Origin of the sequence: Nostocoides sp. (assembly GCF_037045025.1) — a bacterium.
Taxonomy (GTDB): Bacteria; Actinomycetota; Actinomycetes; order Actinomycetales; family Dermatophilaceae; genus Nostocoides_A.
Genome location: NZ_JBAOHM010000011.1, coordinates 731,816 through 754,306, shown reverse-complemented (window position 1 = coordinate 754,306; position 22,491 = coordinate 731,816). Strand labels below are relative to the sequence as shown.

Genomic DNA, 22,491 nt, shown 5'->3' with positions numbered 1-22,491 from the left:
GGGTCACCGTCGGCTCTCCGGGGCGGCCACCGCGCTGCTGAGCGCCGACCGCGCCAGGACGGCCGCCAGATCGGCGGTGATCTCGCGCAGCTCCTGCTGCAGGCTCTCGCTACGATCGAGCAGAGTCCGCAGCACCCGGTCGCTCGGCGGGGGGCCGGGGTTCATCGCTTCGTAGAGGACGTCCTGTCGGGCCCGGGCGGGTGCCAGGTTGAGTTCGCCAGCCGACGGGCGAGCGTGATCGAAGGCGTCGGCCGCCTGCGCGGAGTTCTGAAACTCGGGATAGGCAGCCACGAAGGCCGCGAACTGCTCAGCCGTTGCGTCGGGATGGTCCGCCTCGAACGAGGTCATCGCCCGCTCCCGCTCATCCACCCAGTAGGTATAGCCGGCAGCATCCTCCGGTGAGGCCACCGGCAGGCCGGAGAGCACACCATAAACCTTGCTATTGCGGGTGACATAGGACGAGACGCCGTCCTCAGCGGCTGCGCGCACCGCTTCGGACGGTGATCCTTGACTCAGGTCACTTGCGGTGAGCTCGTCCATGTGCTGCTCTCCCGGCAGCGCAAAGCGCGCCAACTCCTCTGGGTAACGCTCAACGGTCGCCGGGTCGATGGCCGCTACGACTTGCCCGCGACGGGAGATCAGAACTCGGCGCCCTTGGCCTAGCGCGGCGAAGATGTGCCCGCTCTCGCCCTTCAGGCGTGAGACCGGAATAGGTCCGAAGTCGGGTTCACTCATGTCGCACCTCCATGCTCCCACGGTCGTGACCCCCGGGAACTTCTCCGACCATACTACCGTGATAGTACGGTGATCGGCTACCGTTAAGCATCGGTAGTTTACGGGAGGCTCGGTGACCATCTACTCGGCGGCGGCCGACGGCTACCGCGACACCACGAAGTGGTTGGCTGCCTTCGTCCCGGTTGCCGCCCTGGCGAGCGCCGGCCTCCTGCTTGGACCCCGTGTCCTCAGCGGCATCGGGCAGGACGGGCTGGGAACCTGGTTGGCCGCGAACTGGATCGTCGCCCTGGCCCTCACCATGGTCGTTGCGGCGATTGCAGCGATCTTGTGGAGCGCCGCAGCCGTGCTCAGTGTGGAAGCTCACGAACTCGGGGCGCTCATGGACGATCCACGGACAAGCGCCGATTTGGCCGGTGCCATTGGCGCGGGCGCTCTCTTGCCGCACTTCTTCGACCAAGCGGAGTTCGAGGCGCTGATGGTCCGCCGCAACGCCAACGAGAACCTCACCGAGGCGGAGTCGACCGCCTTGGCCAATGGCGTTGCCGCCGTGCGCGACTGGTCGATCTTTTCGGAGATGCGACGGAGCTTTCGGCGGTTCGTGCGGGTTTTCGTCGCGGCGATCGCCGCTCTCGGCCTCGGTGGGCTGGTCGCTCTTACCCGCCTAGGTGGGGCGCCGATCGAGGCTCCAACCGCGGTCACCGTCGAACTCTCCGGCCCCGGCACGCGCGATCTCGCGCGCGTCACCGGATGCGCCGGTGACGGGCTGCGGTTCGTCGCGGTCGGTGGAACGGTGACCTCGCCGGTGCTCGACCCCGAGGGGGCCGGCTGCCGCTATGGCGCCACCTGGCACCCGCGCAGGGGCGCGGCCGAAATCAGTTATGGACCCCCGGGCGCGCCGGGAACAGAAACGCGGTGAGCAGGTCCAGCTCGGCGTCGAGTTCGGCCCGGTCCTCAGGTCCCCCTCGACCCGGCTCCCACGTCAGGCGCTGGATGCGCAGCGCGCCGGCGGCGCGGTCGGCCTTGAGGTCGATGCGGCCGATCAAGTCCTCTCCGAGGAGAAAGGGCAGGACGTAGTAGCCGTGGACACGCTTCGGGGCCGGCACGTAGATCTCCAGCCGGTAGTCGAAGCCGAAGAGCGCGGCGATCCGGTCGCGGGTCCAGACGAGTGAGTCGAAGGGGCTGAGCACGACGCGGGCATCGATGCGGCGCGGCTTGCGGGCGTTGCGGTGCAGATAGGCCGGCCGGTTCCAGCCCTCGATGGTGGCAGGCAGGAGAGTCCCTTGGGCGACAAGGGATTCCACCGCCTTCGCCGTCGCCGAAACGCTAAGCCGGAAGTAGTCGCGCAGGCACTGCGCCGTCGCGACGCCGTGGGCCCGGGCCGCGATCTCCACGAGTTTCACGTATGCCGCGTCCGCGTCCGGCCGGGTGGCCGGGTCGATCGCGTGAGGATGGACAGCGGGCGGCAGCATCCGCTCCAGGGAATCGTATTTGCGCTCGAACTGCATTGTGCGACCGGAGGATCCGATCTCACCACCCCAGAAGAGATGCTCCAGGGCGTTCTTTACCAAGGACCAGTTCCAGCCCCAGTCCTCCCGGGAGCGGGGTGCATCGTGCTGAAGCGCCGCCTCGGTCTGGCGAGAGGTGAGCGGGCCCCGCGCCTCGATCTCGGCGCGCACCGCCGAGACGAGCTCCGGGTGGTCACGAGCAACCCGCTGCATGCCGCCCCACGACTCGGCGTGGGCGCGCCGCATCCGGAAATCCAGTAGCGGCCAGGTGGCCGGCGGGATCAGGCTCGCCTCGTGGGCCCAGTATTCGACCAGCCGTCGAGGTGCGCGGTCACGGGCCCGGTCGAGCAGGGCCGGATCATAAGCGCCGAGCCGGGAGAAGAACGGCAGATAGTGGCTGCGGCAGAGCACGTTGACACTGTCGATCTGCACGACCCCGACCGTGTCGATCACCCGCTGCAGGTCGCGCACGGGGGACGCCGAGAGAGCACGTGGCCGCCCAAACCCTTGGGCGGCCAGCGCGATCCGGCGCGCCTGCGTGCGGCTAAGACGCAGCGGACTCAGCGTCGGCCACCTCAAGGTGGATGACGCCGTAGCTCCAGCCGCGGCGACGATAGACGACGCTCGGTTTGTCGGTGTCGAGGTCGTGGAAGAGGAAGAAGTCGTGGCCGACTAGCTCCATTTGGTACAGCGCGTCGCTCAACGTCATCGGGGCGCTGGAGTGAACCTTCTCCCGGACCTCGATCGGCGAGTCGGCGAAGGCACCGTCGCCGTCGTGTGATGCCTGCTCGGCGTCGGTCATCGCCGGGAGGCCAGCCGGCTCCTGGACGAGCCGGCCGGTGTGCTCGGCGACCGACTCGGGCGTTCGCCGTCCGCGGCTGACGCGGCGTTTGTCCGCGGCGCGCCGCAGCCGTTCGGCCAGCCGGTCCATCGCCATCTCGAAGGCGGCGTACTTGTCGTCGTGGCTGGCTTCGGCCCGGATCACCGGCCCGCGCGCGTGGCAGGTGACCTCCACCCGCTCGGTCGACTTGGCTTGCCGATGGTTGGGCTCGTGGGTCACCAACACATCGACCCGCATCGTGCGGGGCGCGAGTTGCTCGACCTTGCCCATCCGATCCAGCACATGCTGCCGGAAGCGATCACCGAGCTGAATATGGCGACCGGTGACGACAACGTCCATCGGTTCTCCTAACTGCGTGCATGAGAGGTCACGACCAAAGACCAGGCGGATTGCGCTACCTACCGCGCCCAGGCAACCACCTCCCAGCGGGCACCGTCGCCCTCGCCGATGGCTTCATATACAGACGTTATACCTTGCCGCTGACCGCGGGCCGGCGGTGTCCTGGTTACTCCTGACGTGGTGTGGCCGCTAGCACGGCCGCAGCCACCACCTGGCCGCCTTCGCTCCGAATCGCCCGGCTCGCTTCATGGATCGTGGCGCCGGTCGTGATCACGTCGTCGGCCAAGATCACCGCGGCAGTGCGCGCCACCGCGACCCGGCGGCCGGGTCGAAGCTGGATTCGCCCGGCCAGGTTCACGGCCCGCTCGGTGGCGCTTAGTCGAGCCTGGTCGGCCGGCTGACCGCAAACCATCAGCGAATCGACGCAACGCACGTCGCAGGCCTGAGCGGAGCCGCCGACGAGGTCGCCCACCGGCGCGTCTCCGCGCATCCGCCGCGCCCGCCTCGAACTGGGCAACGGGACTGCGACGACCTCGGGGCCGACGCTGCGCACGGCGGCCGCCAGCACCACCTGATGCAGCCGCACGAGCAACGGCCGCAGGTCGCGTCGGTCACCGTCCTTGTATGCCGCGATCAGCCTCGCTAACGCCCCGGCGTAGGCGCCACCGGCCCAGACCGGGACCAGGCCGGGCGGCGAGGGATCGGGCCGCACCTGGCGTGGCCCGCCGACAAAGAGCGCAGCCACCACCTCCGCCAGGCAGCCCGGGCACACGCTCGCGCCGCCCGCTCCGCAGGCCGCGCACGCCATCGGTAGCGCCAGATCAGCGGCCGCCCGCAGCAGCCTGCCCGCGGATCGCGTTGGTGGTGTCCCCATCCACCCATCATGTCCGCCTCCGCCTCCGAGTGTCGGGCCCGCCCGCCTGGCCTGTGCACAGCGGGGAATCGTCGACCATGCGGGCTGTGGATGAGTTCAGCGCGCCGCCGCGACCAGTTCCTCGGCGGCCTCGGGCAGGGCCTGCCACCGGTTCCCCGCACGCACATAAGGGCCGTCCGCCGTGCCGATCACCAGACCACGTCCACCACCGATGGTGGTGATCGATGTGGCCCCGGCCAGCGGTGGCAGCTCGCGGATCTCGTCGCCGAGGGTGACCTCGAAGGGTCGGACGCGGTCCTCGGCACCAGCGAGCACAGCGAGTTCGCGATCGGAAATCCACACGAGGTCGCGCAGTTCGACCAGGGGCGCACCGAGCCGCAGCGACGTGCCCGTGATCGCCGTCGGGGCCCCGGCGGCGTTACGGGTGACGCCGGCGACGTCCAGGCGGGAGTCGCTACCATCCGCGCGGGTGGAGATCACCGCGATCCGCGCGCCGTCGGCCGGGAAGGCCACCGCCACCGCAAGACGATCGACGAGCCAGGACGCGGCGATCGGTTGGGCGGCGGCGTTGTCTCCGGCCGCCAGCGATGCCGCCGACGCGTCTAGCCACCACAGCCGCCCCACCGTGGCCGGATCCAACGGTCGACCGCCCACCCACAGCATCCCGAACCGGTCATACGTCGGGCCGGTCAGTCGATCGGCGAAGCCAGCGACCTCAACGCTGACGTCCTGGCGATAACGGGCCAGCCCGTCGCCGTTGGTGCCCACCGCGGCGACCTCGCGGCCGTCGGCCGACAGCGCGACTCGGTTCCACGCCGGCAGGATGCGTGGAAATGGTGATGCGGTGACGGCCGCATCCAGGCCCGGGCTGGTTAGGGCCGCGACGTCGACGGGGTGCAGCTGACCACCGATGCGCACCAGCGGCTTGACTCCCGCGGCAACCATCACCGGCTCGAAGCCCAAGACGCTCGCCGAGGCGAGTGGGGGTGTGACGCCGGGCGCGTCGAGGGCGGCGCCCTCGACGCTCACCTCGACCCCGGTGATGGCGGCGGCCTGAGACAAGGTTGCCGCCAGCTGGGCCCACACCATCGCGCGGGTGCGCGGATCGGCATACGCAGGCCGAGAGGCGAGGGTCACGGTCGCCACCCCGGCGCGCACCGGCACCGCATCCACGCTCAGCCGAGCCGAGGCCAGGCCGGTCTCGACGGCACCGTCGAGATAGCTCGGCGGCGGACCGAACTGGGCCCGGGCCAGCCCGGTGGCCAAGCCCGTCACCGGCAGCCAGCGAATGTCGGGGATGAGCGTGCGCATCCCGACGGCCGGGTAGTTGAGGCTCACCGGCCGGAGCACTTGGTCGAGGACGTTGGCGCGCACCCAGCGACCAAAACCGGCGGAGGTCGCGTCGATGCGATACTCCCCCCCGACCCGCTTCAGCTGCACCGACAGCCGGGCGCGCGAGCCCGGAGCCGAGGCCTGCATGCGGCCGGCGCCGTCGATGGTGGCGACCAGATCGGCCGAAATCTCATACCACCCACCGGATTGGGCGTGGATGTCGGGGCGACCCGCCGCGTCGATGACGTCGGTGCGGATGCTCGGGTCCCACGAGCCGACGAGTCGGCGAGTCAAATAGGACTGCGCGATGGTCAACCGCTCGCCACTCACTTCGTCGGCGTGGAGGAAACCGGCGATGATTTCCTCGGGCGAGGCGCCCTCGCGCGGCCCTGCCGGGAGGTAATAGACGGGTGCCGCGGCGGGTTCTTGCACATCGAGGCCGACCCGGATCGCGTCATCGGCGCGGATACCGAGACACCCGGTGAGCAGGACCACCGCGCAGAGCGCGGCTGCGAGCAGCGCCCGGCGCGCGCTCACGGGGCTTGCTCCCGGCTCGCCGCAGACGCCCCCTGGACGCGGCGCAGCTTGGCGGTGACCTCGCCGTCAGTCTCCGGGGTTGGCGCCAGCAGCAGCGGCGATTCAGCGATCGGCATCCTCGTGGCACGAGGCAGCGTGAGCCGGAAAACCGATCCCTCTCCCGGTCTGCCCCACGCCTCCAGCCAGCCGTCATGGAGCCGGGCGTCCTCGAGCGAGATGGCCAGGCCCAGACCGGTTCCACCGGTGGTGCGGGCTCGCGCGGGGTCTGCTCGCCAGAACCGGTTGAACACGAGGGCGGCGTCCCCCGGCCGCAGGCCGACACCGTGATCACGGACGGTGACGGCAATCGCGGACCGGTTGATCCCGACCCGCACGACGATCGGGCGCCCCTCCCCGTGCTCGATGGCGTTGACGAGCAGGTTGCGCAGGATTCGCTCGACCCGCCGGGCATCGACCTCGGCGGCAACCTCGCCGCGGGGGATGATCACCTCGATCGCACTGCCCTTGGCGTCGGCCAGCGCCGTCACGCTGTGCACCGCGCGGCGCACGACTGCGCCGACGTCGACCTGCTCGGCCTCCAGGCTGGCAGCCTTGGCGTCGAAGCGGCTGATCTCGAGAAGGTCGGCGAGGAGGGTCTCGAAGCGATCCAGTTCGGTCATCAGCAGCTCCGCGCTGCGCCTTAGGTCGGGAGCGAATTCCTCCCGCCGGTCATGCAGCACATCGGTCGCCATCCGGATCGTCGTCAGCGGCGTGCGCAGCTCATGAGAGACGTCGGAGACAAAGATCTGCTGGACCTGCGAGAGCTCCTCCAACTGCCGGATCTGGCTCTGCAGATGGTCGGCCATGTCGTTGAACGAGCGGCCGAGCAACGCCAGCTCGTCGGCGCCACGGCTCGGCATGCGCTCGTTGAGTTCGCCGGCCGCGAGCCGCTCGGCGACTTGGGCAGCGATCACGACCGGCCGCACCACCTGCCGAGTGGCCAGCCACGCACTCCCAGCGAGGACGAGGACGATGGCGCCGGCGCCATACAGCAACACCCGACGGATGAGGGCGAGGGTGTTCTCCTCGCGATCCATCGGATAGACGAAGAACAATTCGTGCGCGCCCGCGGTGGGCACGACGATCCGGGAGCCGACCACGACGGCAGGGATGATCGCCTGACCGGAGGTGTCGGCCGCACTCTCGGCGAGCAACCCCCCGCGGTCGAGATCGATGATCGTCGTCTGCTGGTGGGTCTCGTCGGCATCGACCGCGCTGCGCAGCGCCAACGGAATCGGCGAGGACACCAAACCCCCGGTCAGGACGAGGTCGACCCGAGCCGGCGTCGTGTTGTCCAGCGCCGGAACGAAGACGACGAACCGGGTCAGGTCGGTCGGTGGCGGCGCGAGCTCGTTGATGGTCTTGTTGGCGAATTGGTTGAGCTGGTCGAGGGACTCGGTCTGGTTGGTGTTATCGAAGTTCTCCTGGGCCTGGCGGGCCAACGAGCGGGCCTCGATCCGCGCGGTTCGCAGCCGGTCTGACATCAGGCCGTCGGCCACCTGCTGATACAGGTAGGTGCCCAGCAGGCTCACGCTGAGCAGCCCGAAGAGCACGGTGGACAAGACGACGCGCCGCTGCAGCGAGGAGCGCCACAACTGGGTCAGCCGGCGCAGCGGGTGCGGGCGGATCCGCGCGGGCACCGAACTCAGCCGGAACCGGCCTTGTAGCCGACCCCGCGCACGGTCACGACGATCTGCGGGTTCTCCGGGTCGTGCTCGATCTTGGAGCGCAGCCGCTGGACGTGGACGTTGACCAGCCGGGTATCGCCGGCGTGCCGATAGCCCCACACCTGCTCCAACAACACCTCGCGGGTGTAGACCATCCACGGCTTGCGGGCCAAAGCGAGCAGCAGGTCGAACTCGAGCGGGGTCAAGGCGATCGTCTGCTCGCCGCGGCGCACCGAGTGACCGGCGACGTCGATCGCCAGGTCACCGATCGTCAGCTTTTCCGGCTCGGCCTCATCGGCCCGCCGCAGCCGAGCGCGCACGCGCGCGACCAGCTCCGCGGGCTTGAACGGTTTGACGACATAGTCATCGGCGCCGGACTCGAGGCCGACCACGACATCGACGGTGTCCGTGCGTGCGGTGAGCATGACGATCGGGACGCCGGACTCGGCGCGGATGCGGCGGCATACCTGAATGCCGTCCATGCCAGGCAGCATGACGTCGAGCAGGACGAGATCGGGCCGGTGCTCGCGGAAGGCGGCGAGCGCCGCGGTGCCGTCGCTGACGTGGACGACGTCGAGGCCTTCGCCGCGCAGGACGATGCCGAGCATCTCGGCCAGGGCCAGATCGTCATCGACGATGAGTACGCGAGCCTTCACCGACAGCGCTGCCTTTCCGTCCCCGGGCATCGAATCGCCCAATTCTCACACAGCGACCCGGGCAAGCCGGGAAATCCCGCGCGTCGCCCCCCCTGCTGCGCCGAGGTCTGCACTTTTCGGTGAGGTCGTACTACCGCACAGCAGACCTCACCAAATAGCGCAGACCTCGGCGTGGAGTTGGCGATCAGTAGCGGTAGTGCTCCGGCTTGTAGGGGCCGGCGACGTCGACGCCGAGGTATTCGGCCTGGTCCTTGCGCAACTCGGTCAGCTCGGCACCGAGGGCGTCGAGGTGCAGGCGGGCGACCTTCTCATCCAGGTGCTTGGGCAGCGTGGTGACGGTGGGGCGGCCCTGCTCGTCGCGGTAGGCGCCGGCCGAGGCGAACAGCTCGATCTGGGCGATCGTCTGGTTGGAGAAGCTGTTGGACATCACGAAGCTCGGGTGGCCGGTGGCATTGCCGAGGTTCATCAGCCGTCCCTCGGACAAGACGATGATCGAGTGGCCGTCGGCAAAGGTCCACTCGTGGACCTGCGGCTTGATCTCGGTCTTGGTGACGCCCGGAACCGTGGCGAGCCCGGCCATGTCGATCTCGTTGTCGAAGTGGCCGATGTTGGCGACGATCGCCTTGTTCTTCATCCGCTCCATCTGCTCGGCGCTCACCACGTCGAAACAGCCGGTGGCGGTGATGACGATGTCGGCCGCCTCGATGACCTCGTCGAGCGGGGCGACCTGGTAGCCCTCCATCGCCGCCTGCAGCGCGCAGATCGGGTCGATCTCGGTGACGATGACGCGGGCGCCCTGGCCGCGCAGCGACTCGGCGCAGCCCTTGCCGACATCGCCGTAGCCGGCGACGACCGCGACCTTGCCGCCGATCAGCACGTCGGTGGCCCGGTTCAACCCGTCGATCAAGGAGTGGCGGCAGCCGTACTTGTTGTCGAACTTGGACTTGGTGACCGAGTCGTTGACGTTGATCGCCGGGAAGAGCAGCTCGCCGGCCTCGGCGAGCTGGTAGAGGCGGTGCACGCCGGTGGTCGTCTCCTCGGTCACGCCCTTGATACCGGCCGCGACCCGGGTCCACTTCTGCGGGTCGGCCGCCATCGTCCGCCGCACGAGTTCCTTGAAGACCCCGAACTCCTCGGAGTCCTCTGCGGTGGTCGGCGGGACCTGCCCGGCCTGCTCCCACTCGGCGCCCTTGTGCACGAGCATCGTCGCGTCGCCACCGTCGTCGAGGATCATGTTTGGGCCCTCGTCGCCCGGCCAGGTGAGGATGGCGTCGGTGCACTCCCAATATTCCGGCAGGCTCTCGCCCTTCCAGGCGAAGACGGGCACTCCCTGCGGGTCGGCGACGCTGCCCGTGGGGCCGACGACGACGGCCGCGGCGGCCTCGTCCTGGGTGGAGAAGATGTTGCAGCTCGCCCAGCGCACCTGGGCGCCAAGAGCGACGAGCGTCTCGATGAGGACGGCGGTCTGGACGGTCATGTGCAGCGAGCCGGCGATGCGCGCGCCGGCGAGCGGCTGGCTGGCGGCATACTCCTCGCGCAGCGCCATTAGGCCGGGCATCTCGTGCTCGGCGAGCCGGATCTGATGGCGGCCGGCCTCGGCGAGAGCGAGGTCGGCCACCGTGTAGTCGAAAGACATGCGAAAGTCACCCTTTGCGTGTGATCTGCTGGGAACAGCACGGCCGTATGCCGTGTGGTGGCCGGCGCCGCCGCTCTCGGCGCGCGGGTCATCACCCACGCCGGAGACCCCAGTCTAGCGCGCCGGGGCGACATTCTCGTGCCGGACGCGCCTCATGAGCCGACGATAGCCGCCCCCGTGGCGCCGGTCTTTGCGACTCGATAGCCTGCACGGATGGGCGATGTTGTGCTGTATGCCTTCGACACCATGGCGGACTGGGAGTACGCCTATGTCACGACGGTGCTGCAAATGCAGATCCGCGGGGGCGACGATCGCTTCCGCCTCGTGGTCGCTGGGGCAGGCGGCTACCCCGTCCGCACCCTCGGCGGCCTGACTGTCCTGCCCGATATCACGCTCGATGAGCTCACCGCTGCCGACATCGCGATGCTGGTTCTGCCGGGCGGGAACACCTGGCTCACCGAGGACCATGGCGCGGCGCTCGATCTGGCGAGGGGATTGCTGGCCGCCGGAACACCCGTGGCGGGCATCTGCGGGGCGACCCGGGCGATGGCGCGCGCCGGGCTGCTCGACCACCACGCTCATGTCGTCGATGCGGACGCCGACGAACCGGACTACCCCGGAAGCAAGTACCGCGTGCACGCCTCGGTGGCGCACGACGGCCCGGTGATCACCGCGATCGGGGAGGCGCCGCTGGAGTTCAGCCGAGAGGTCTTCCGGATCCTCGAGGTGGACAGCCACGAGGAAATCGACGCGTGGTATGCCAGCTACAAAGGTGTCCCGGACGCGCGTTGACGCCGGGTGACCTGCGCTGGCGCACGTCGCGCGCCGGGCACTCCCGCCGGAGGGCGGCCACGAGGCACAATGGCGGCCATCAGCCACCGCACATCCCAGGAGGGGCCAGCCGATGACCAACCTCGCGTCGACGCTCACGACCACGGCACGCGAATATCCCGACCACACGGCGATCGCCATTCACGGCAAGCACATTCCGTATGCCGCGCTCCACGGCGCGGCGGCCAAGCTCGCCGGCGAGCTGCGGGCGGCAGGCATCGGACCGGGTGATCGGGTCGCGCTGATCCTGCCCAATGTCCCCGCCTTCCCGGTCGCGTTTTACGGGGTTCTCCTGGCCGGCGGCACCGTCGTCCCGATGAACCCCCTCCTGCGTGCCGGCGAGATCGACTACTTCTTCACCAACTCCGGCGCCAAGATCGCTTTCGTCTGGCCGGACTTCGTCGACGAAGCCACCAAGGGCGCGGCGAACTCGGGCACCCGGATCATCCCGTGCGACCCGATGGGGCCGGTCGCCGGCGAGTTGGAGCCGGGCGAGCCGATTGCCGAGCCGGTCGCGCGCGAGGACGACGACACGGCGATCATCCTCTACACCTCCGGCACCACCGGGCGACCCAAGGGCGCCGAGCTGACGCAGAGCAATATCCGCTTGAATGCCCAGCGCGCCGCCAACGACATCATGCTCATCCAGCCCGAGGACGTGCTGATGGGTTGCCTTCCGCTCTTCCACGTCTTCGGGCTCGTCGTCGGCTTGCAGGCCGCGGTCTCCGCCGGCGCGTCGCTGGCATTGATTCCCCGCTTCGACCCGGGGGAGGCGATCAAGACGATCGCCAACGAGGGCGTGACGGTGATGCTCGGCGTGCCGACGATGTATGCCGCGATCCTCCACCATCCCGACTCCGACAGCCTGGACGCCTCGGGCCTGCGCACCTGCGTGTCCGGCGGGTCGGCGATGCCGGCCGAGGTCCAGCGGGCGTTCGAGGAGAAGTTCAGCTGCCAGATCCTCGAGGGATACGGTTTGTCCGAGACCTCGCCCGCCGCCTCGTTCAATATGCCGCACCTGCCGACCAAGTCCGGCACGATCGGGGTGGCGATCCCCGGGTGCGAGATGAAGCTACTGGACGAGAACGGCGTCGAGGTCGGCCCGGGCGAAGTCGGCGAGATCGCCATCCGCGGCGACAACGTCATGAAGGGGTATTGGAACAACCCAGAGGCGACCGCCGAGGCGATCCCGGACGGCTGGTTCCGCACCGGGGACATGGCCACCGTCGACGACGAGGGCTACTACACGATCGTCGACCGCAAGAAGGACCTGATCCTGCGCGGCGGCATGAACGTCTACCCGCGCGAGGTCGAGGAGCTGCTCTATACCCACCCGGATGTGTTGGAGGTGGCGGTCGTCGCGATCCCCGACGACCTCCTCGGCGAGAACGTCGGCGCCGCGATCGTGCTCAAGCCGGGCGCGCAGTCAACGGTCGAGGATGTCCAGGCGTGGTCCAAGGACCGGATCGCCGCCTACAAGTACCCGCGCCGGGTCTGGTTGGTCGACGAACTTCCCAAGGGCCCGACGGGCAAGATCCTGCGCCGCGAGGTCCACGCCCCGGACTGAGTCCGGCGCTCAGTCTGCCGCCGGCGCTCCTTGGGACGCCGGCGGCCGCACGATGAGGACGTCGCACGGCGCCCGCTTGGTGACCTGCTCGGCGACGGTGCCGAGGAGGCGATCGACGAGCGTGCGGTCCTGGATGGCGCCGAGCACGATCAATTCGGCCCGCCGGTCGGCGGCGATCTCCAGCAGCGCCGCATCGGCTTCGCCTTCGACCAGCAAGGCGGCGGCGATCGTGGCGCCCTGAGCGCCGGCCACGTCGACGGCGGCCTGCAGGGCGGCATTGGCCGCCTCGCGACCCAGCACCATGCCGGTGCGGGGATCGCCCCCGAGCGTGGCGACGTTCTTGGCCTCGACGCGCCCACTCAATCTGGTGTAGGCGCACACGATCACGAGGTCGGCGTCCTCCCGGGCCGCCAGCCAGGCCGCCCGGCCCACGGTGGGGCCGGCCAAGTCGGAGCCGTCGGTGCCGACGATGATCGTGCGGTATTGCGTCTTGGTCATCTCGCGACTCCGTTCACTGGCTGCTGGCCGATGCCGCCTCCGGCATCTCGTTCATGGCGTCGACATCCCGCACGATCGGCGGCTCCTTGATCCACAGCATGGCGAGCCCGGCCAGGCCAAGCAGCACGCCCGCGGCCATGATCGCGTTGTTGGGGTTGTCGCCGAGGAGGGCGGTGTAGATCTTGCCGAAGCTCAGCGACTGGATGAGCATCGGGATGACGATCATCATGTTCATGATGCCCATGTAGACGCCATAGCGGGTGGACGGAATCATCCGGACGGCCATGATGTAGGGCACGCCCATGATCGAGGCCCAGGCGATGCCAAGCCCGATGATCGGGAGGAACAACAGGTACTTGTTGCTCAGGTGCGGGAAGATGATCAACCCGACCGCGGCGAGCAGCAGGCACGCGCAATGCACCATCTTCGCTCCCCGCCTCCGAGCGAAGGCGACCAGCGAGAAGGCCACCGAGAAGGTGACGATGTTGTACCACCCGTTGACCAACCCGGTCCAGCCGGTGGCCTCCTCGAAGCCCGCGGACTTGGTGTCGGTGGTGTCCCAGACCGATTTCGCCATCGAGGCGGTGACGAATTGCCAGTAGCAGACCATCCCGTACCACTGAAACAGGTAGACGAGCGCCAGTTTCCGTAGCTCTGTCGGCATGTCGACGAGAGCTTCCCCAATCTCCTTGATGGCCCCGAAGCCGCCACCGCCGGATTCCTTCTTGGCCTTCAGGGCGGCGAGCTCTTCGGGTGTGGGCGGGATTTCGGGCGTCGTCAGCACCGAGACCAGGACGCTGCCGATCGAGCAGACCGATCCGAGCATGAACGCGCCGAAGACCCAGTAGGGAATCCCGGCCGCGGTCGTCCCGTCGAGAATCTTCTGGAAGACGAACAGGGAGATATTGGCGAGCGTGATGCCAAAGCCGGTGAAGAACGACTGGGCGAGAAAGCCCTTTCCCAGCTGCGACGGGGGCAGCTTGTCCGCGATGAACGCGCGGTAGGGCTCCATCGCCGTGTTGTTGCTCGCGTCCAGCAGCCACAGCAGCAAGACGGCCATCCAGATCGCCGAGACGAAGGGGAAGAGGAATAGGCAGATGGCGCACCCGATGGCGCCGATGAGGAAGAACGGCTTGCGCCGACCCCACCTCGGGCTCCACGTGCGGTCCGACAGCGCCCCGATCATCGGTTGGATCAGCAGACCCGTGATCGGGCCGGCAATGTTGAGGATCGGTAGTTCTTCGGGCTTGGCGTCGAGGAACTGGAAGATCGGGTTCACCGCGGTCTGCTGCATACCGAAGCTGTATTGAATGCCGAAGAACCCGAAGTTCATCAACAAGATCTGCGGCATCGTCATCAGCGGCTTTTGCCGCACGATCGTCGTGCGGGTCAGGTCACCCTGGGTCTTGGCCGCCTCGGCGCTCATTGCACACCGCCGTCCGCGGCATACTCGCCAGTGCCGGCCAGGTAGTTCTGCAGGCGGGTCAACTCCTTTTCCCAACCCTCGCCGTGCCAGCCCGCGACATCCGGATCATAGGGCCCCTGAATGATCCGCAGCAGCGTGCCGTTCTTGCCATATTTGGTGAATTCGACCCGCAGTTCCAACGGGATATTGGGGTCGATGCCGGGGTCGCCGGTGATCCGTTCGCGGGAGACAAAAACCTCGGGGTCGAAGTATTCGGTGTAGACCCCGTCGGTTCGCACCCGCGTGTCGGGATCGTTGTCCCTGACCTTGACGTGGGTATGCCGCCCGCCGAGTTTGGTCTCTCCCGAGAGCGTCTCCTCCTCCACATGCCAGCCCGGGCTGCCTCGCCAGCGTTTGAGTTCCTGCGGCTCGACCCAGGCGCGGAAGACCCGCTGTCGGGGCACGTCGAACTGGCGTTCAACGATGACCATCACATTCGCGACCATCGGCTGCCTCTCCGAGAAGGACGGGTCACCACCGCGTGGCCCTCACCCACCCTGCCCTAAAACGGATTCGTCGTCCACCGGAGAATCTGCTGCCAGCGCCGGTGTCCGCCGCAGGCGCACGCCGTTGACCACCGCCGCGGCACCGAGCACGATGAGGAACCCGGCGAGCGTGCCGAGCGTCAGGCGTTCGCCGAGGACGAGGACACCGAGCAGGACCGACACGATGGGGATCAGATAGGTGATCGTCGAGCCCACGACCGGGCCGGCGGCGCGCACGACGTCGAACTGCAACATATAGGCCAGACCGGTCCCGATGACCCCGAGCGCGAGGACCGCCAGGAGGGGCAGCCAGACCGGGCCGGAGTCGTTGGGCGAGTAGGCCACCAACGAAGCCAGCCCACCCGGCGTCGAGATTGCCCAGAGCACTTCGGCCGGCACCATGAGGGCGAGCCCGCAGAGCAGCGTGGCCGCCGGTTGCGACAGCCCACCGATATCACTTCCGGCCAGGAAGCGGCGGTTGTAGGTCCAGCCGACGCCGTAGCTCGCGCCCCCGGCCAGGGCCATGCCGAAGCCGAGCAGATCGGGTCGACCGTCCAGCGACCACGGCTGCATGATGACGACGACACCCAGGAAGCCGATGCCGATGGCGGCCAATCGCCTGCCCGTGGCCCGTTCCCCCGGCAAGATGGCAAGGGTGGCGACGACGGTGGCGATCGGCGTCGTGGCGTTGCCGATTCCCGCCAGCGCCGAGGCGATCCGCGTCTCGGATGTCGCGAACATGGCGAACGGGAAGGCCGCCAAGAAGAACCCGCAGACGAGCAGGTGTCCCCAGACGCGCGCTTCGGTGGGCAGCGCTCCCCCGGTGGTCAGGAGCAGGGCGAGGACGACAATGGCCCCGCTCAGGATGCGCAGGCCGGCGATCTGCATCGGCTGCATCGACTCCAGCCCAACCTTCATGAGCAGGAAGCTCGATCCCCAAATAAGCACCAGTGCAGCGAATTTCACCGGCCAAGCCACCCGGGGGCCGCCAGACGTCACGCGTGCGCCTGCTCACCGAGTGCCGTCGCCACATCGACCGCGACCTGCAGCGCCCGGCGAGCTTGCGCGATCGTCAGCCCGGGTATGCCGCACGCCGCGGTGATGACGAGGTCGTCCAGCCGCGCCCGCTCAAGACCGACGGCCTGCCAGGCGCGCGTCAACGCCGTGGTTGCGGTTTGATAATCGCCGACCTCGTCGGTGGGCAGCGCCCCGGCATAGAGCGTCAGCCCGTCCTCGACGCCGGCGGCGATCGATTCCCACACCGTGGCCGACAGGCCGGTTATAGCCATGCTTACCCCCGTGACGCCCGCCCGCCGCAGCAACGGCAAGGGGATGGCGCGGTCGCAGCAGTGGACCACCGGCCTCGTATCCTCCACGCTGGAAACCACAGTGCGCAAACCCGATTCGACGATCGCCGGATCGACCGACCGGACCCGGCCATAGCCCGACGCCGTCGGAAGCCGCCCGGCCAGCACCGCGGGCAGCCAGGGTTCGTCGATCTGGACGACGAGCTTGACCCCGGGGAGCAGCCGCTCCACGTCGGCGCAGTGCCGGCGAACACCCTCAGCCAGTGAGGCAATGATGTCCGCCGTGGCTCCGGGGTCGGTGAGCGTTCGCTCGCCACGCGGCAATTCGACGCTCGCGGCAAGGGTCCACGGCCCGGTCACCTGGACCTTCAGGTCGCCGCCGTAGCCGTCATAGGCTTCGGCGAGCGCGTCGAGATCGTTGGCGAGATAGCCGCGGGCGCGGGAGAGGTCGCGCCCGGGTGCGTCCGTGTGGCGCCATCCACTGGGCGTCAACTCGACCGGCAGGTCGAGCAGGAGTGCCGCGCCGCGGCCGATCAACTCCGCACCCGGCCCCCGGGCCGGCAGCTCTGGGAGGAAGGGAAGTCCGTTCTCGGCCAACAGATTGCGGATGGTCCCATTGGCCTCTCCCGGGTCGGTGCCCGGCCACGACCCGACTCCGCTTGCTCGGGTCATGCCTGGCTCCGCGCGAGCAAGCCGGCGACCGACGCAGGCAGCTCGGCGGTCGTTCCCGGCTCGGGCAGCGCCGGCCCGTATGCCGTATGCAGCGGCACGACACCGGTCCAGGCGTCGCTGGGCTGATCCGGCGCCCCCGGTCCGCCGGTCCGGACCTTGACCGTCCAGTTGTCGGCCGTGATCGGCAGCGCCAGGGCGAGCGTCGCGGCATACTCCTTGGCGGTGGTGGGGACGACCTCGGCCGTGCGACCGGGGATGATGCGGTCGCTGAGCAGGTGCAAGGCTCTCTCCTTGTCGGCCCCGTCGAGTCGCTCCGGAATGCCGGTCACCACCGCTGACCGATAGTTGGCCGAGGAGTTGAAGGTGTTGTAGGCCACGACAATTGCGTCGAGGTGGGTCACGCACAGCGCCAGCGGCACCCCGCCGGCGACATGCCGCAAGGCGCCGGCGCCCGTGGAACCGTGCACGACGATCCGGTCGCCGTCGCGGGCATAGAGCATTGGCACGACCCACGGCTGCCCGTCGAGCACCGTGGCCAAGGTCGCGACGAGGCCGTCGTCCAGGACGGCGTCGAGGTCGGCTCGGCAGGTGCGGCCGCGCTCGGCGTGGCGGCGGATCGGCATGGTCACGAGACTCATTCTCTCCCCTAACTGGCTCGGAGATGCCGACCAGTTCCATCCCATTGAGAAGGCCAGTATTCTCGAGGGCATGCCGCGCCGCCCGCATCTGGTGACCAGCACCTGGCGCCTACCGGACGGACCCGGACCAATTCGGCATCGCATCGCCGACGTGGTCGTCGAACGGATCAAGAGCGGCCGGTTACGCCCCGGGGATCAGCTGCCACCCACTCGCGTCCTCGCCCGCGAACTGGGTGTGGCGCGGTCGGCGGCGCTGGCGGCATACGACGAATTGCGCGCCGCGGGCTTTGTCGAAAGCACCGCAGGCTCAGCCACTTTGGTGGCGCACGGCGCCGACCGGGCCGCGCTCGGTGGCGCCCGACCTCACGTCGTGGCCCCGGCCCATACCGGGCCGGCCCACCCGGTGCCGCGCGTATCCCCAATCCGTTGGGACCTGCGCACGGGACGACCGGACCCGGCGCTGATCGATCCCGTCGCCTGGCGGCGGGCCTGGCGGCCCAGCAGCCGGCTGGACGTCGCGGAGTTGGCCCGCTATGTCCCGGAACACCGGCCGCTGCGCACGGCGCTGGCCGATCACTTGCGGCGCACACGCGCGGTCATCTGCGATCCGGACGGCGTTCTCGTGGTTCCGGGCATCGCCGCCTGCCTGCCCGTCCTGGCCGCGGTTCTTTGCGCCCTGGATCGGGCGAATGTGGCGATCGAGGATCCCGGATATCTCGAGGGCCGGCCCTTGCTCGAACGAGGTGGGCTGCGGCTGCGACCCATCGCGATCGACAGCGACGGGCTCGACCCAGCGCACTTGGGCAGCGCCGATCGCTGCGTCTATGTCACTCCGGCACACCAGTATCCACTCGGCGCGCGGATGCCCGTCGACCGCCGGGCCGATCTGATCAGCTGGGCCGAGCGCACCGACGGCCTGATCATCGAGGACGACTACGACGGCGAGTTCCGCTATGACGTCTCGCCACTGCCCGCGTTGCACTCTCTCGACGGGGCTCCCGATCGGGTCATCTATCTCGGGACCACCTCCAAGCTGCTCAGCCCCGCGCTCCGCGTCGCGTGGGTGCTGCCTCCCCCGTGGCTGCTGGCACCGCTGCGACAGGCGCTCGCCGAAGCCTCGGTCGTCGTCAACCTGCCCACCGGTGAGGCGCTCACCCGGCTGCTCACCTCCGGCGCGCTCGTTGCCCATCACGCGCGGGCCAGCAGGACGTATGCCGCGCGCCGCGCCGCGGTCGTCGCCGCGTTTCGCCGCCGCCTGCCGCTGGCCCCCTTGGCCGGAATCGACGCGGGTCTGCACCTCGTTGTCCGGCTGCCCGACGACAGCGACGATCACGCGCTGGCGGCGACGCTGGCCGACGCCGGCGTCCTGCTGCGGCCGCTGTCGAGCTTTTGCGTGGAGCGCCGCTTAAGCGGCCTCGTCCTCGGCTATGCCCGCCTCCCCGAGACCCGGGCCGAGCAGGTGGTCGCGATGATCGCCCAAGTCATCGCGGCGAACGCGCGGTCGCGCTAATCGTCGCGGAACCGACGACGCGAGTGCCGGCATACAGGACGACCGACTGGCCGGGTGCAACCCCGCGCAGCGACCGGTCGAGCCGGACGACGACCTGCGCACCACCAGCGCGAGCCCGGGCAGGGACCTCCTCGCCGTGGGCGCGCACCTGGGCACCCAGGCGCACCTCGCCCGCCGGTGGCGGTCCGCACCACAGGGCGTGCTCGCCGTGCAGGATGTCGACTCCGAGCAGGTCGGCGGTGCCAATCGTCACGGTGTTGTGCGGGCCGTCGATGTTGACGACATAACGCGCCTGCCCGTCCAGGCTGGAGCGGTCGAGGCCGAGGCCCTTGCGCTGCCCGACCGTGAAGGCGTAGGCACCCCGATGCCGGCCGATCACCTGCCCGGCGGCGTCGCGGATATCGCCCGGGCGCTCGCCTAACCGCGCCCGCAGCCAGCCCTGGGTGTCGCCGTCGGGGATGAAGCAGATGTCGTGGCTGTCGGGCTTGCGGGCCACGGCAAAGCCGCGCTCGGCGGCCTCGGCGCGCACCTGCGTCTTGGTCGAGTCGCCGAGCGGGAAGAAGGCGCGCTCAAGCTGCGGCTGGGTCAACACCCCGAGCACATAGGACTGGTCCTTCTCGGGATCGATCGCGCGATGCAGCTCGGATCCGTTCTGGCCGCTCACCTTGCGGGCGTAGTGGCCGGTGGCGACGGCGTCGAAGCCGAGCGCGAGCGCCTTGTCGAGCAGCGCGGCGAACTTGATCTTCTCGTTGCAGCGCAGGCAGGGGTTCGGGGTGCGGCCGGCGGCATACTCGGCGAGGAAGTCCTCGACGACATCGTGTTCGAACCGGTCGGCGAGGTCCCAGACATAAAAGGGGATGCCGAGGCGGTCGGCGACCCGCCGCGCGTCGCCCGCGTCCTCGATCGTGCAGCACCCGCGGGCGGACTCGCGCAAGGTGGCGGCGCTGCGGGAGAGGGCGAGGTGGACCCCGACGACGTCGTGCCCGGCGTCGAGCATTCGCGCCGCGGCGACCGCCGAGTCGACGCCCCCGCTCATCGCGGCGACGACCCGCGTCACGCAGCCCCCCGGGCACGGCGGGCGCGCTCGACCGCGCCGGGCAGGGCAGCGACCGCGGCGGCAACGTCGGTGCCGGTCGAGCTGTGGCCCAACGTCATCCGGATCGACCCGCGCGCGTCCTGCTCAGGGACGCCGAGAGCGAGGACGACATGGCTGGCGCGTGGCACCCCCGCCGTGCAGGCCGAGCCTGTGGCGCAGGCGATCCCGGCGGCATCAAGCAGGTAGAGCAGCGAATCTCCGTCGGCCCCAGGTACTCGGAAGTGGACATTCCCGGGGAGCCGGTCGGCCGCCGACCCCCGAGTCCAGGCGCCGGTCAGCACGAGGCCCAGGCCGAGCCCGAGGATCTGGTCGATCAGGCTGTCGCGCAAGGCGATTTGGCGAGCCATCTCGTCCTCGAGCCCGGTGACGGCGGCCTCGACGGCCGCGGCGAGAGCGTGGATCGCCGGCACGTCGAGAGTGCCCGAGCGCACCTGCCGTTCCTGACCGCCGCCGTGCAGTTGCGGGACCAACTGAGCATCACGGCGCGCCAGCAGCGCGCCGACACCGAGCGGGCCGCCGAGCTTGTGCCCGGTCAGCGACAGCAGGTCGAGACCGCTCGCGGCGAAGTCGACCGGCAGGTGCCCGACCGCTTGGACGCCGTCGCTGTGCATCGGTATGCCGTGCTCCCTCGCGATCGCGGCCAATTCGGCAATCGGAGAGATCGTGCCGATCTCGTTGTTGGCCCACAGGATGCTCACCACCGCGACGTCGCTCGGGTCGTCACCCAGCGCGGCCAGCAGCGCGTCCGGTGTGATCACGCCCTGGGCGTCCGGCTCGGCGAAGCTGGCCCACGCCCCAGTGGAGACAAGGAACTCCACCGGGTCGAGAACCGCGTGGTGCTCGACCCCGCTGATCACCACGCGCCGGCGAGCGGGATCGGGGCCCGGGCGAGCGGGGTCGGAGCGAGCGGCATACGTGCCCTTGATCGCGAGATTGTCCGACTCGGTGCCGCCGGAGGTGAAGATCACCTCGCTCGGCTGCGCGCCGAGGGCCGCGGCGATGCGCTCGCGGGCCTCCTCGACCACGCGCCGGGCTGCACGGCCGGGCGTATGCAACGCCGAGGCGTTGCCGGTGATGGCCAGCTGATCGGTGAACGCCTCGCGAGCGGCAGGCAGCATCGGGGTCGTCGCCGCGTGGTCGAGATAGACGCTCACAGGACGAGTCTAAGGAAGTTGGGAAAGGGTCGACTTAGCGCAGGGTCGTCAAGGTCCACCTAACTAGCACCCTGTAGCCCAGCGAGGAACCTCTGCTAGCAGAAGTTCCTCGCCGGCCGGGCTCAGTGCTTGGCGGCCTGGACCGCGTCCGTGGTCTGCGGCAGCACCTGGAAGAGGTCGCCGACGACGCCGAAGTCGACCAACTCGAAGATCGGGGCCTCGGGGTCCTTGTTGATCGCGACGATCGTCTTGGACGTCTGCATGCCGGCGCGGTGCTGGATCGCGCCGGAGATCCCGGCGGCGACATACAGCTGCGGGCTGACCTGCTTGCCGGTCTGGCCGATCTGGGTCGTATGCGGATACCAGCCGGCGTCGACCGCGGCCCGGGAGGCGCCGACGGCGGCGCCGAGCGAGTCGGCGAGTGCCTCGACAGGTGAGAAGTCACCGCCCGTGCCACGACCGCCGGACACGATGATCGCCGCCTCGTTGAGCTCCGGCCGCCCGCTGGCGACCTTCTCCTTGGAGTCGGTGATCTGGGCGCCCTTGGCGCCGTCGCTGATCGTCAAGTTGACCGGAACAACCTGGGCGTCGGCCGGGTTTTCCTGGGGCGCAGCCGAGTTGGGCTTGACCGCGATGATCGGTGTGCCCTTGGTGACCTTGGCCGTCACGGTGTAGCTGCCGGCGAAGACCGACTGTGTGGTCTCGACCCCGCCCTCGCCCGGCTGGACGTCGACGGCGTCGGTGATCAGCCCGGAATCGAGCTTGATCGCCAAGCGGGCAGCGATCTCCTTGCCGGCGGGGTTGGCCGGAATGAGGATGGCGGCGGGCTGGAACTTCTTGGCCAAGGCGGCGAGGAACTCGGCCTGCGGGGCCACGAGGTGACCGGTGATATCGGCGTTGTCCATCACAAAGATGCGACCGGCACCGAACTTGGCCAGGCTCTCCTTGGCGTCCTCGACCCCGGAGCCGACATAGACGGCCACCGGGGTGCCCAGACGGGCGGCCATGGTGAGCAACTCGGACGTGGTCTTGCGGACCTGACCATTGGCGTGGTCGACCAGCACGAAGACATCAGACATAGTGGGTATTCCTTTCGTGTCGGATCGG

The 22,491-nt window shown here is 69.3% G+C and carries 21 protein-coding genes; 4 read left to right on the top strand and 17 right to left on the bottom strand.

Translation table 11 applies throughout. The features are described 5' to 3' along the window. Positions 1 to 3: 3 nt before the first annotated feature. Positions 4 to 735, bottom strand: coding sequence for a hypothetical protein (locus V9G19_RS14755; RefSeq protein ID WP_462286155.1), 732 nt, complete (start codon positions 733 to 735; stop codon positions 4 to 6). A gap of 112 nt (positions 736 to 847) precedes the next feature. On the opposite strand from V9G19_RS14755, the gene V9G19_RS14750 reads away from it, so the two are divergent. Then, positions 848 to 1,651, top strand: coding sequence for a hypothetical protein (locus V9G19_RS14750; protein ID WP_462286154.1), 804 nt, complete (start codon positions 848 to 850; stop codon positions 1,649 to 1,651). Here the strand turns inward: V9G19_RS14750 and V9G19_RS14745 are convergent. The 7 genes from V9G19_RS14745 to ahcY form a co-directional block, all read right to left on the bottom strand. After that, positions 1,608 to 2,795, bottom strand: a complete 1,188-nt coding sequence (locus V9G19_RS14745) for a winged helix-turn-helix domain-containing protein (RefSeq protein ID WP_462286251.1) — start codon at positions 2,793 to 2,795, stop codon at positions 1,608 to 1,610. The two genes, V9G19_RS14750 and V9G19_RS14745, sit on opposite strands and share 44 nt — an antisense overlap. Next, the gene (gene hpf / locus V9G19_RS14740) at positions 2,785 to 3,420 is read right to left on the bottom strand and encodes a ribosome hibernation-promoting factor, HPF/YfiA family (RefSeq protein WP_462286153.1); all 636 of its coding nucleotides are present in this window, start codon (positions 3,418 to 3,420) and stop codon (positions 2,785 to 2,787) included. Before hpf ends, V9G19_RS14745 begins: the two co-directional genes overlap by 11 nt. Before the next feature lie 166 nt (positions 3,421 to 3,586). Then, complete coding sequence (locus V9G19_RS14735) at positions 3,587 to 4,294, bottom strand: ComF family protein (RefSeq protein WP_462286152.1); 708 nt, start codon at positions 4,292 to 4,294, stop codon at positions 3,587 to 3,589. A gap of 96 nt (positions 4,295 to 4,390) precedes the next feature. Then, on the bottom strand, positions 4,391 to 6,163 hold the full coding sequence (locus V9G19_RS14730; protein ID WP_462286151.1) for a hypothetical protein: 1,773 nt from the start codon (positions 6,161 to 6,163) through the stop codon (positions 4,391 to 4,393). Then, positions 6,160 to 7,842, bottom strand: a complete 1,683-nt coding sequence (mtrB, locus tag V9G19_RS14725; RefSeq protein ID WP_462286150.1) for an MtrAB system histidine kinase MtrB — start codon at positions 7,840 to 7,842, stop codon at positions 6,160 to 6,162. Before mtrB ends, V9G19_RS14730 begins: the two co-directional genes overlap by 4 nt. A gap of 5 nt (positions 7,843 to 7,847) precedes the next feature. Beyond that, the gene (mtrA, locus tag V9G19_RS14720; RefSeq protein WP_462286149.1) at positions 7,848 to 8,525 is read right to left on the bottom strand and encodes an MtrAB system response regulator MtrA; all 678 of its coding nucleotides are present in this window, start codon (positions 8,523 to 8,525) and stop codon (positions 7,848 to 7,850) included. Between the two features lie 184 nt (positions 8,526 to 8,709). Next, complete coding sequence (ahcY, locus tag V9G19_RS14715; protein WP_462286250.1) at positions 8,710 to 10,161, bottom strand: adenosylhomocysteinase; 1,452 nt, start codon at positions 10,159 to 10,161, stop codon at positions 8,710 to 8,712. A gap of 213 nt (positions 10,162 to 10,374) precedes the next feature. On the opposite strand from ahcY, the gene V9G19_RS14710 reads away from it, so the two are divergent. Both V9G19_RS14710 and V9G19_RS14705 read left to right on the top strand, forming a co-directional pair. After that, positions 10,375 to 10,953 (top strand): DJ-1/PfpI family protein, encoded by a 579-nt coding sequence (locus V9G19_RS14710; RefSeq protein WP_462286148.1) that lies wholly within the window; start codon positions 10,375 to 10,377, stop codon positions 10,951 to 10,953. 112 nt (positions 10,954 to 11,065) lie between these two features. Further along, positions 11,066 to 12,559, top strand: coding sequence for a long-chain-fatty-acid--CoA ligase (locus tag V9G19_RS14705; protein WP_462286147.1), 1,494 nt, complete (start codon positions 11,066 to 11,068; stop codon positions 12,557 to 12,559). A 9-nt stretch (positions 12,560 to 12,568) separates the two neighbouring features. On the opposite strand, the gene V9G19_RS14700 is transcribed toward V9G19_RS14705, so the two are convergent. The 6 genes from V9G19_RS14700 to V9G19_RS14675 are packed head-to-tail and all read right to left on the bottom strand — an operon-like array spanning position 12,569 to position 17,609. Then, entirely contained in the window at positions 12,569 to 13,057 is a 489-nt protein-coding gene (locus V9G19_RS14700; protein ID WP_462286146.1) for a universal stress protein, read from the bottom strand. Positions 13,058 to 13,070: 13 nt separating this feature from the next. Next, on the bottom strand, positions 13,071 to 14,483 hold the full coding sequence (locus V9G19_RS14695) for an MFS transporter (RefSeq protein ID WP_462286145.1): 1,413 nt from the start codon (positions 14,481 to 14,483) through the stop codon (positions 13,071 to 13,073). After that, positions 14,480 to 14,968: an SRPBCC family protein gene (locus V9G19_RS14690; protein ID WP_462286144.1), complete on the bottom strand. Its 489-nt coding sequence runs from the start codon at positions 14,966 to 14,968 to the stop codon at positions 14,480 to 14,482. Before V9G19_RS14690 ends, V9G19_RS14695 begins: the two co-directional genes overlap by 4 nt. 42 nt (positions 14,969 to 15,010) lie before the next feature. Then, entirely contained in the window at positions 15,011 to 15,973 is a 963-nt protein-coding gene (locus V9G19_RS14685; RefSeq protein ID WP_462286143.1) for a DMT family transporter, read from the bottom strand. A gap of 29 nt (positions 15,974 to 16,002) precedes the next feature. After that, positions 16,003 to 16,986, bottom strand: a complete 984-nt coding sequence (locus V9G19_RS14680; RefSeq protein ID WP_462286142.1) for a uroporphyrinogen decarboxylase/cobalamine-independent methonine synthase family protein — start codon at positions 16,984 to 16,986, stop codon at positions 16,003 to 16,005. Further along, positions 16,983 to 17,609, bottom strand: coding sequence for a pyridoxamine 5'-phosphate oxidase family protein (locus V9G19_RS14675; protein WP_462286249.1), 627 nt, complete (start codon positions 17,607 to 17,609; stop codon positions 16,983 to 16,985). Before V9G19_RS14675 ends, V9G19_RS14680 begins: the two co-directional genes overlap by 4 nt. Positions 17,610 to 17,694: 85 nt before the next feature. Between V9G19_RS14675 and pdxR the strand changes: the two genes are divergently transcribed. Then, positions 17,695 to 19,134, top strand: a complete 1,440-nt coding sequence (gene pdxR, locus V9G19_RS14670; protein ID WP_462286141.1) for a MocR-like pyridoxine biosynthesis transcription factor PdxR — start codon at positions 17,695 to 17,697, stop codon at positions 19,132 to 19,134. Here pdxR and mnmA read toward each other — a convergent pair. The 3 genes from mnmA to V9G19_RS14655 form a co-directional block, all read right to left on the bottom strand. After that, entirely contained in the window at positions 19,106 to 20,170 is a 1,065-nt protein-coding gene (gene mnmA, locus V9G19_RS14665) for a tRNA 2-thiouridine(34) synthase MnmA (RefSeq protein ID WP_462286248.1), read from the bottom strand. The two genes, pdxR and mnmA, sit on opposite strands and share 29 nt — an antisense overlap. Before the next feature lie 17 nt (positions 20,171 to 20,187). Further along, entirely contained in the window at positions 20,188 to 21,384 is a 1,197-nt protein-coding gene (locus V9G19_RS14660) for a cysteine desulfurase family protein (protein ID WP_462286140.1), read from the bottom strand. Between the two features lie 122 nt (positions 21,385 to 21,506). Continuing rightward, positions 21,507 to 22,463 carry an electron transfer flavoprotein subunit alpha/FixB family protein gene (locus tag V9G19_RS14655; RefSeq protein ID WP_462286139.1) on the bottom strand — a complete coding sequence of 319 codons (957 nt, stop codon included), beginning with the start codon at positions 22,461 to 22,463 and terminating at the stop codon, positions 21,507 to 21,509. Positions 22,464 to 22,491 lie beyond the last annotated feature (28 nt).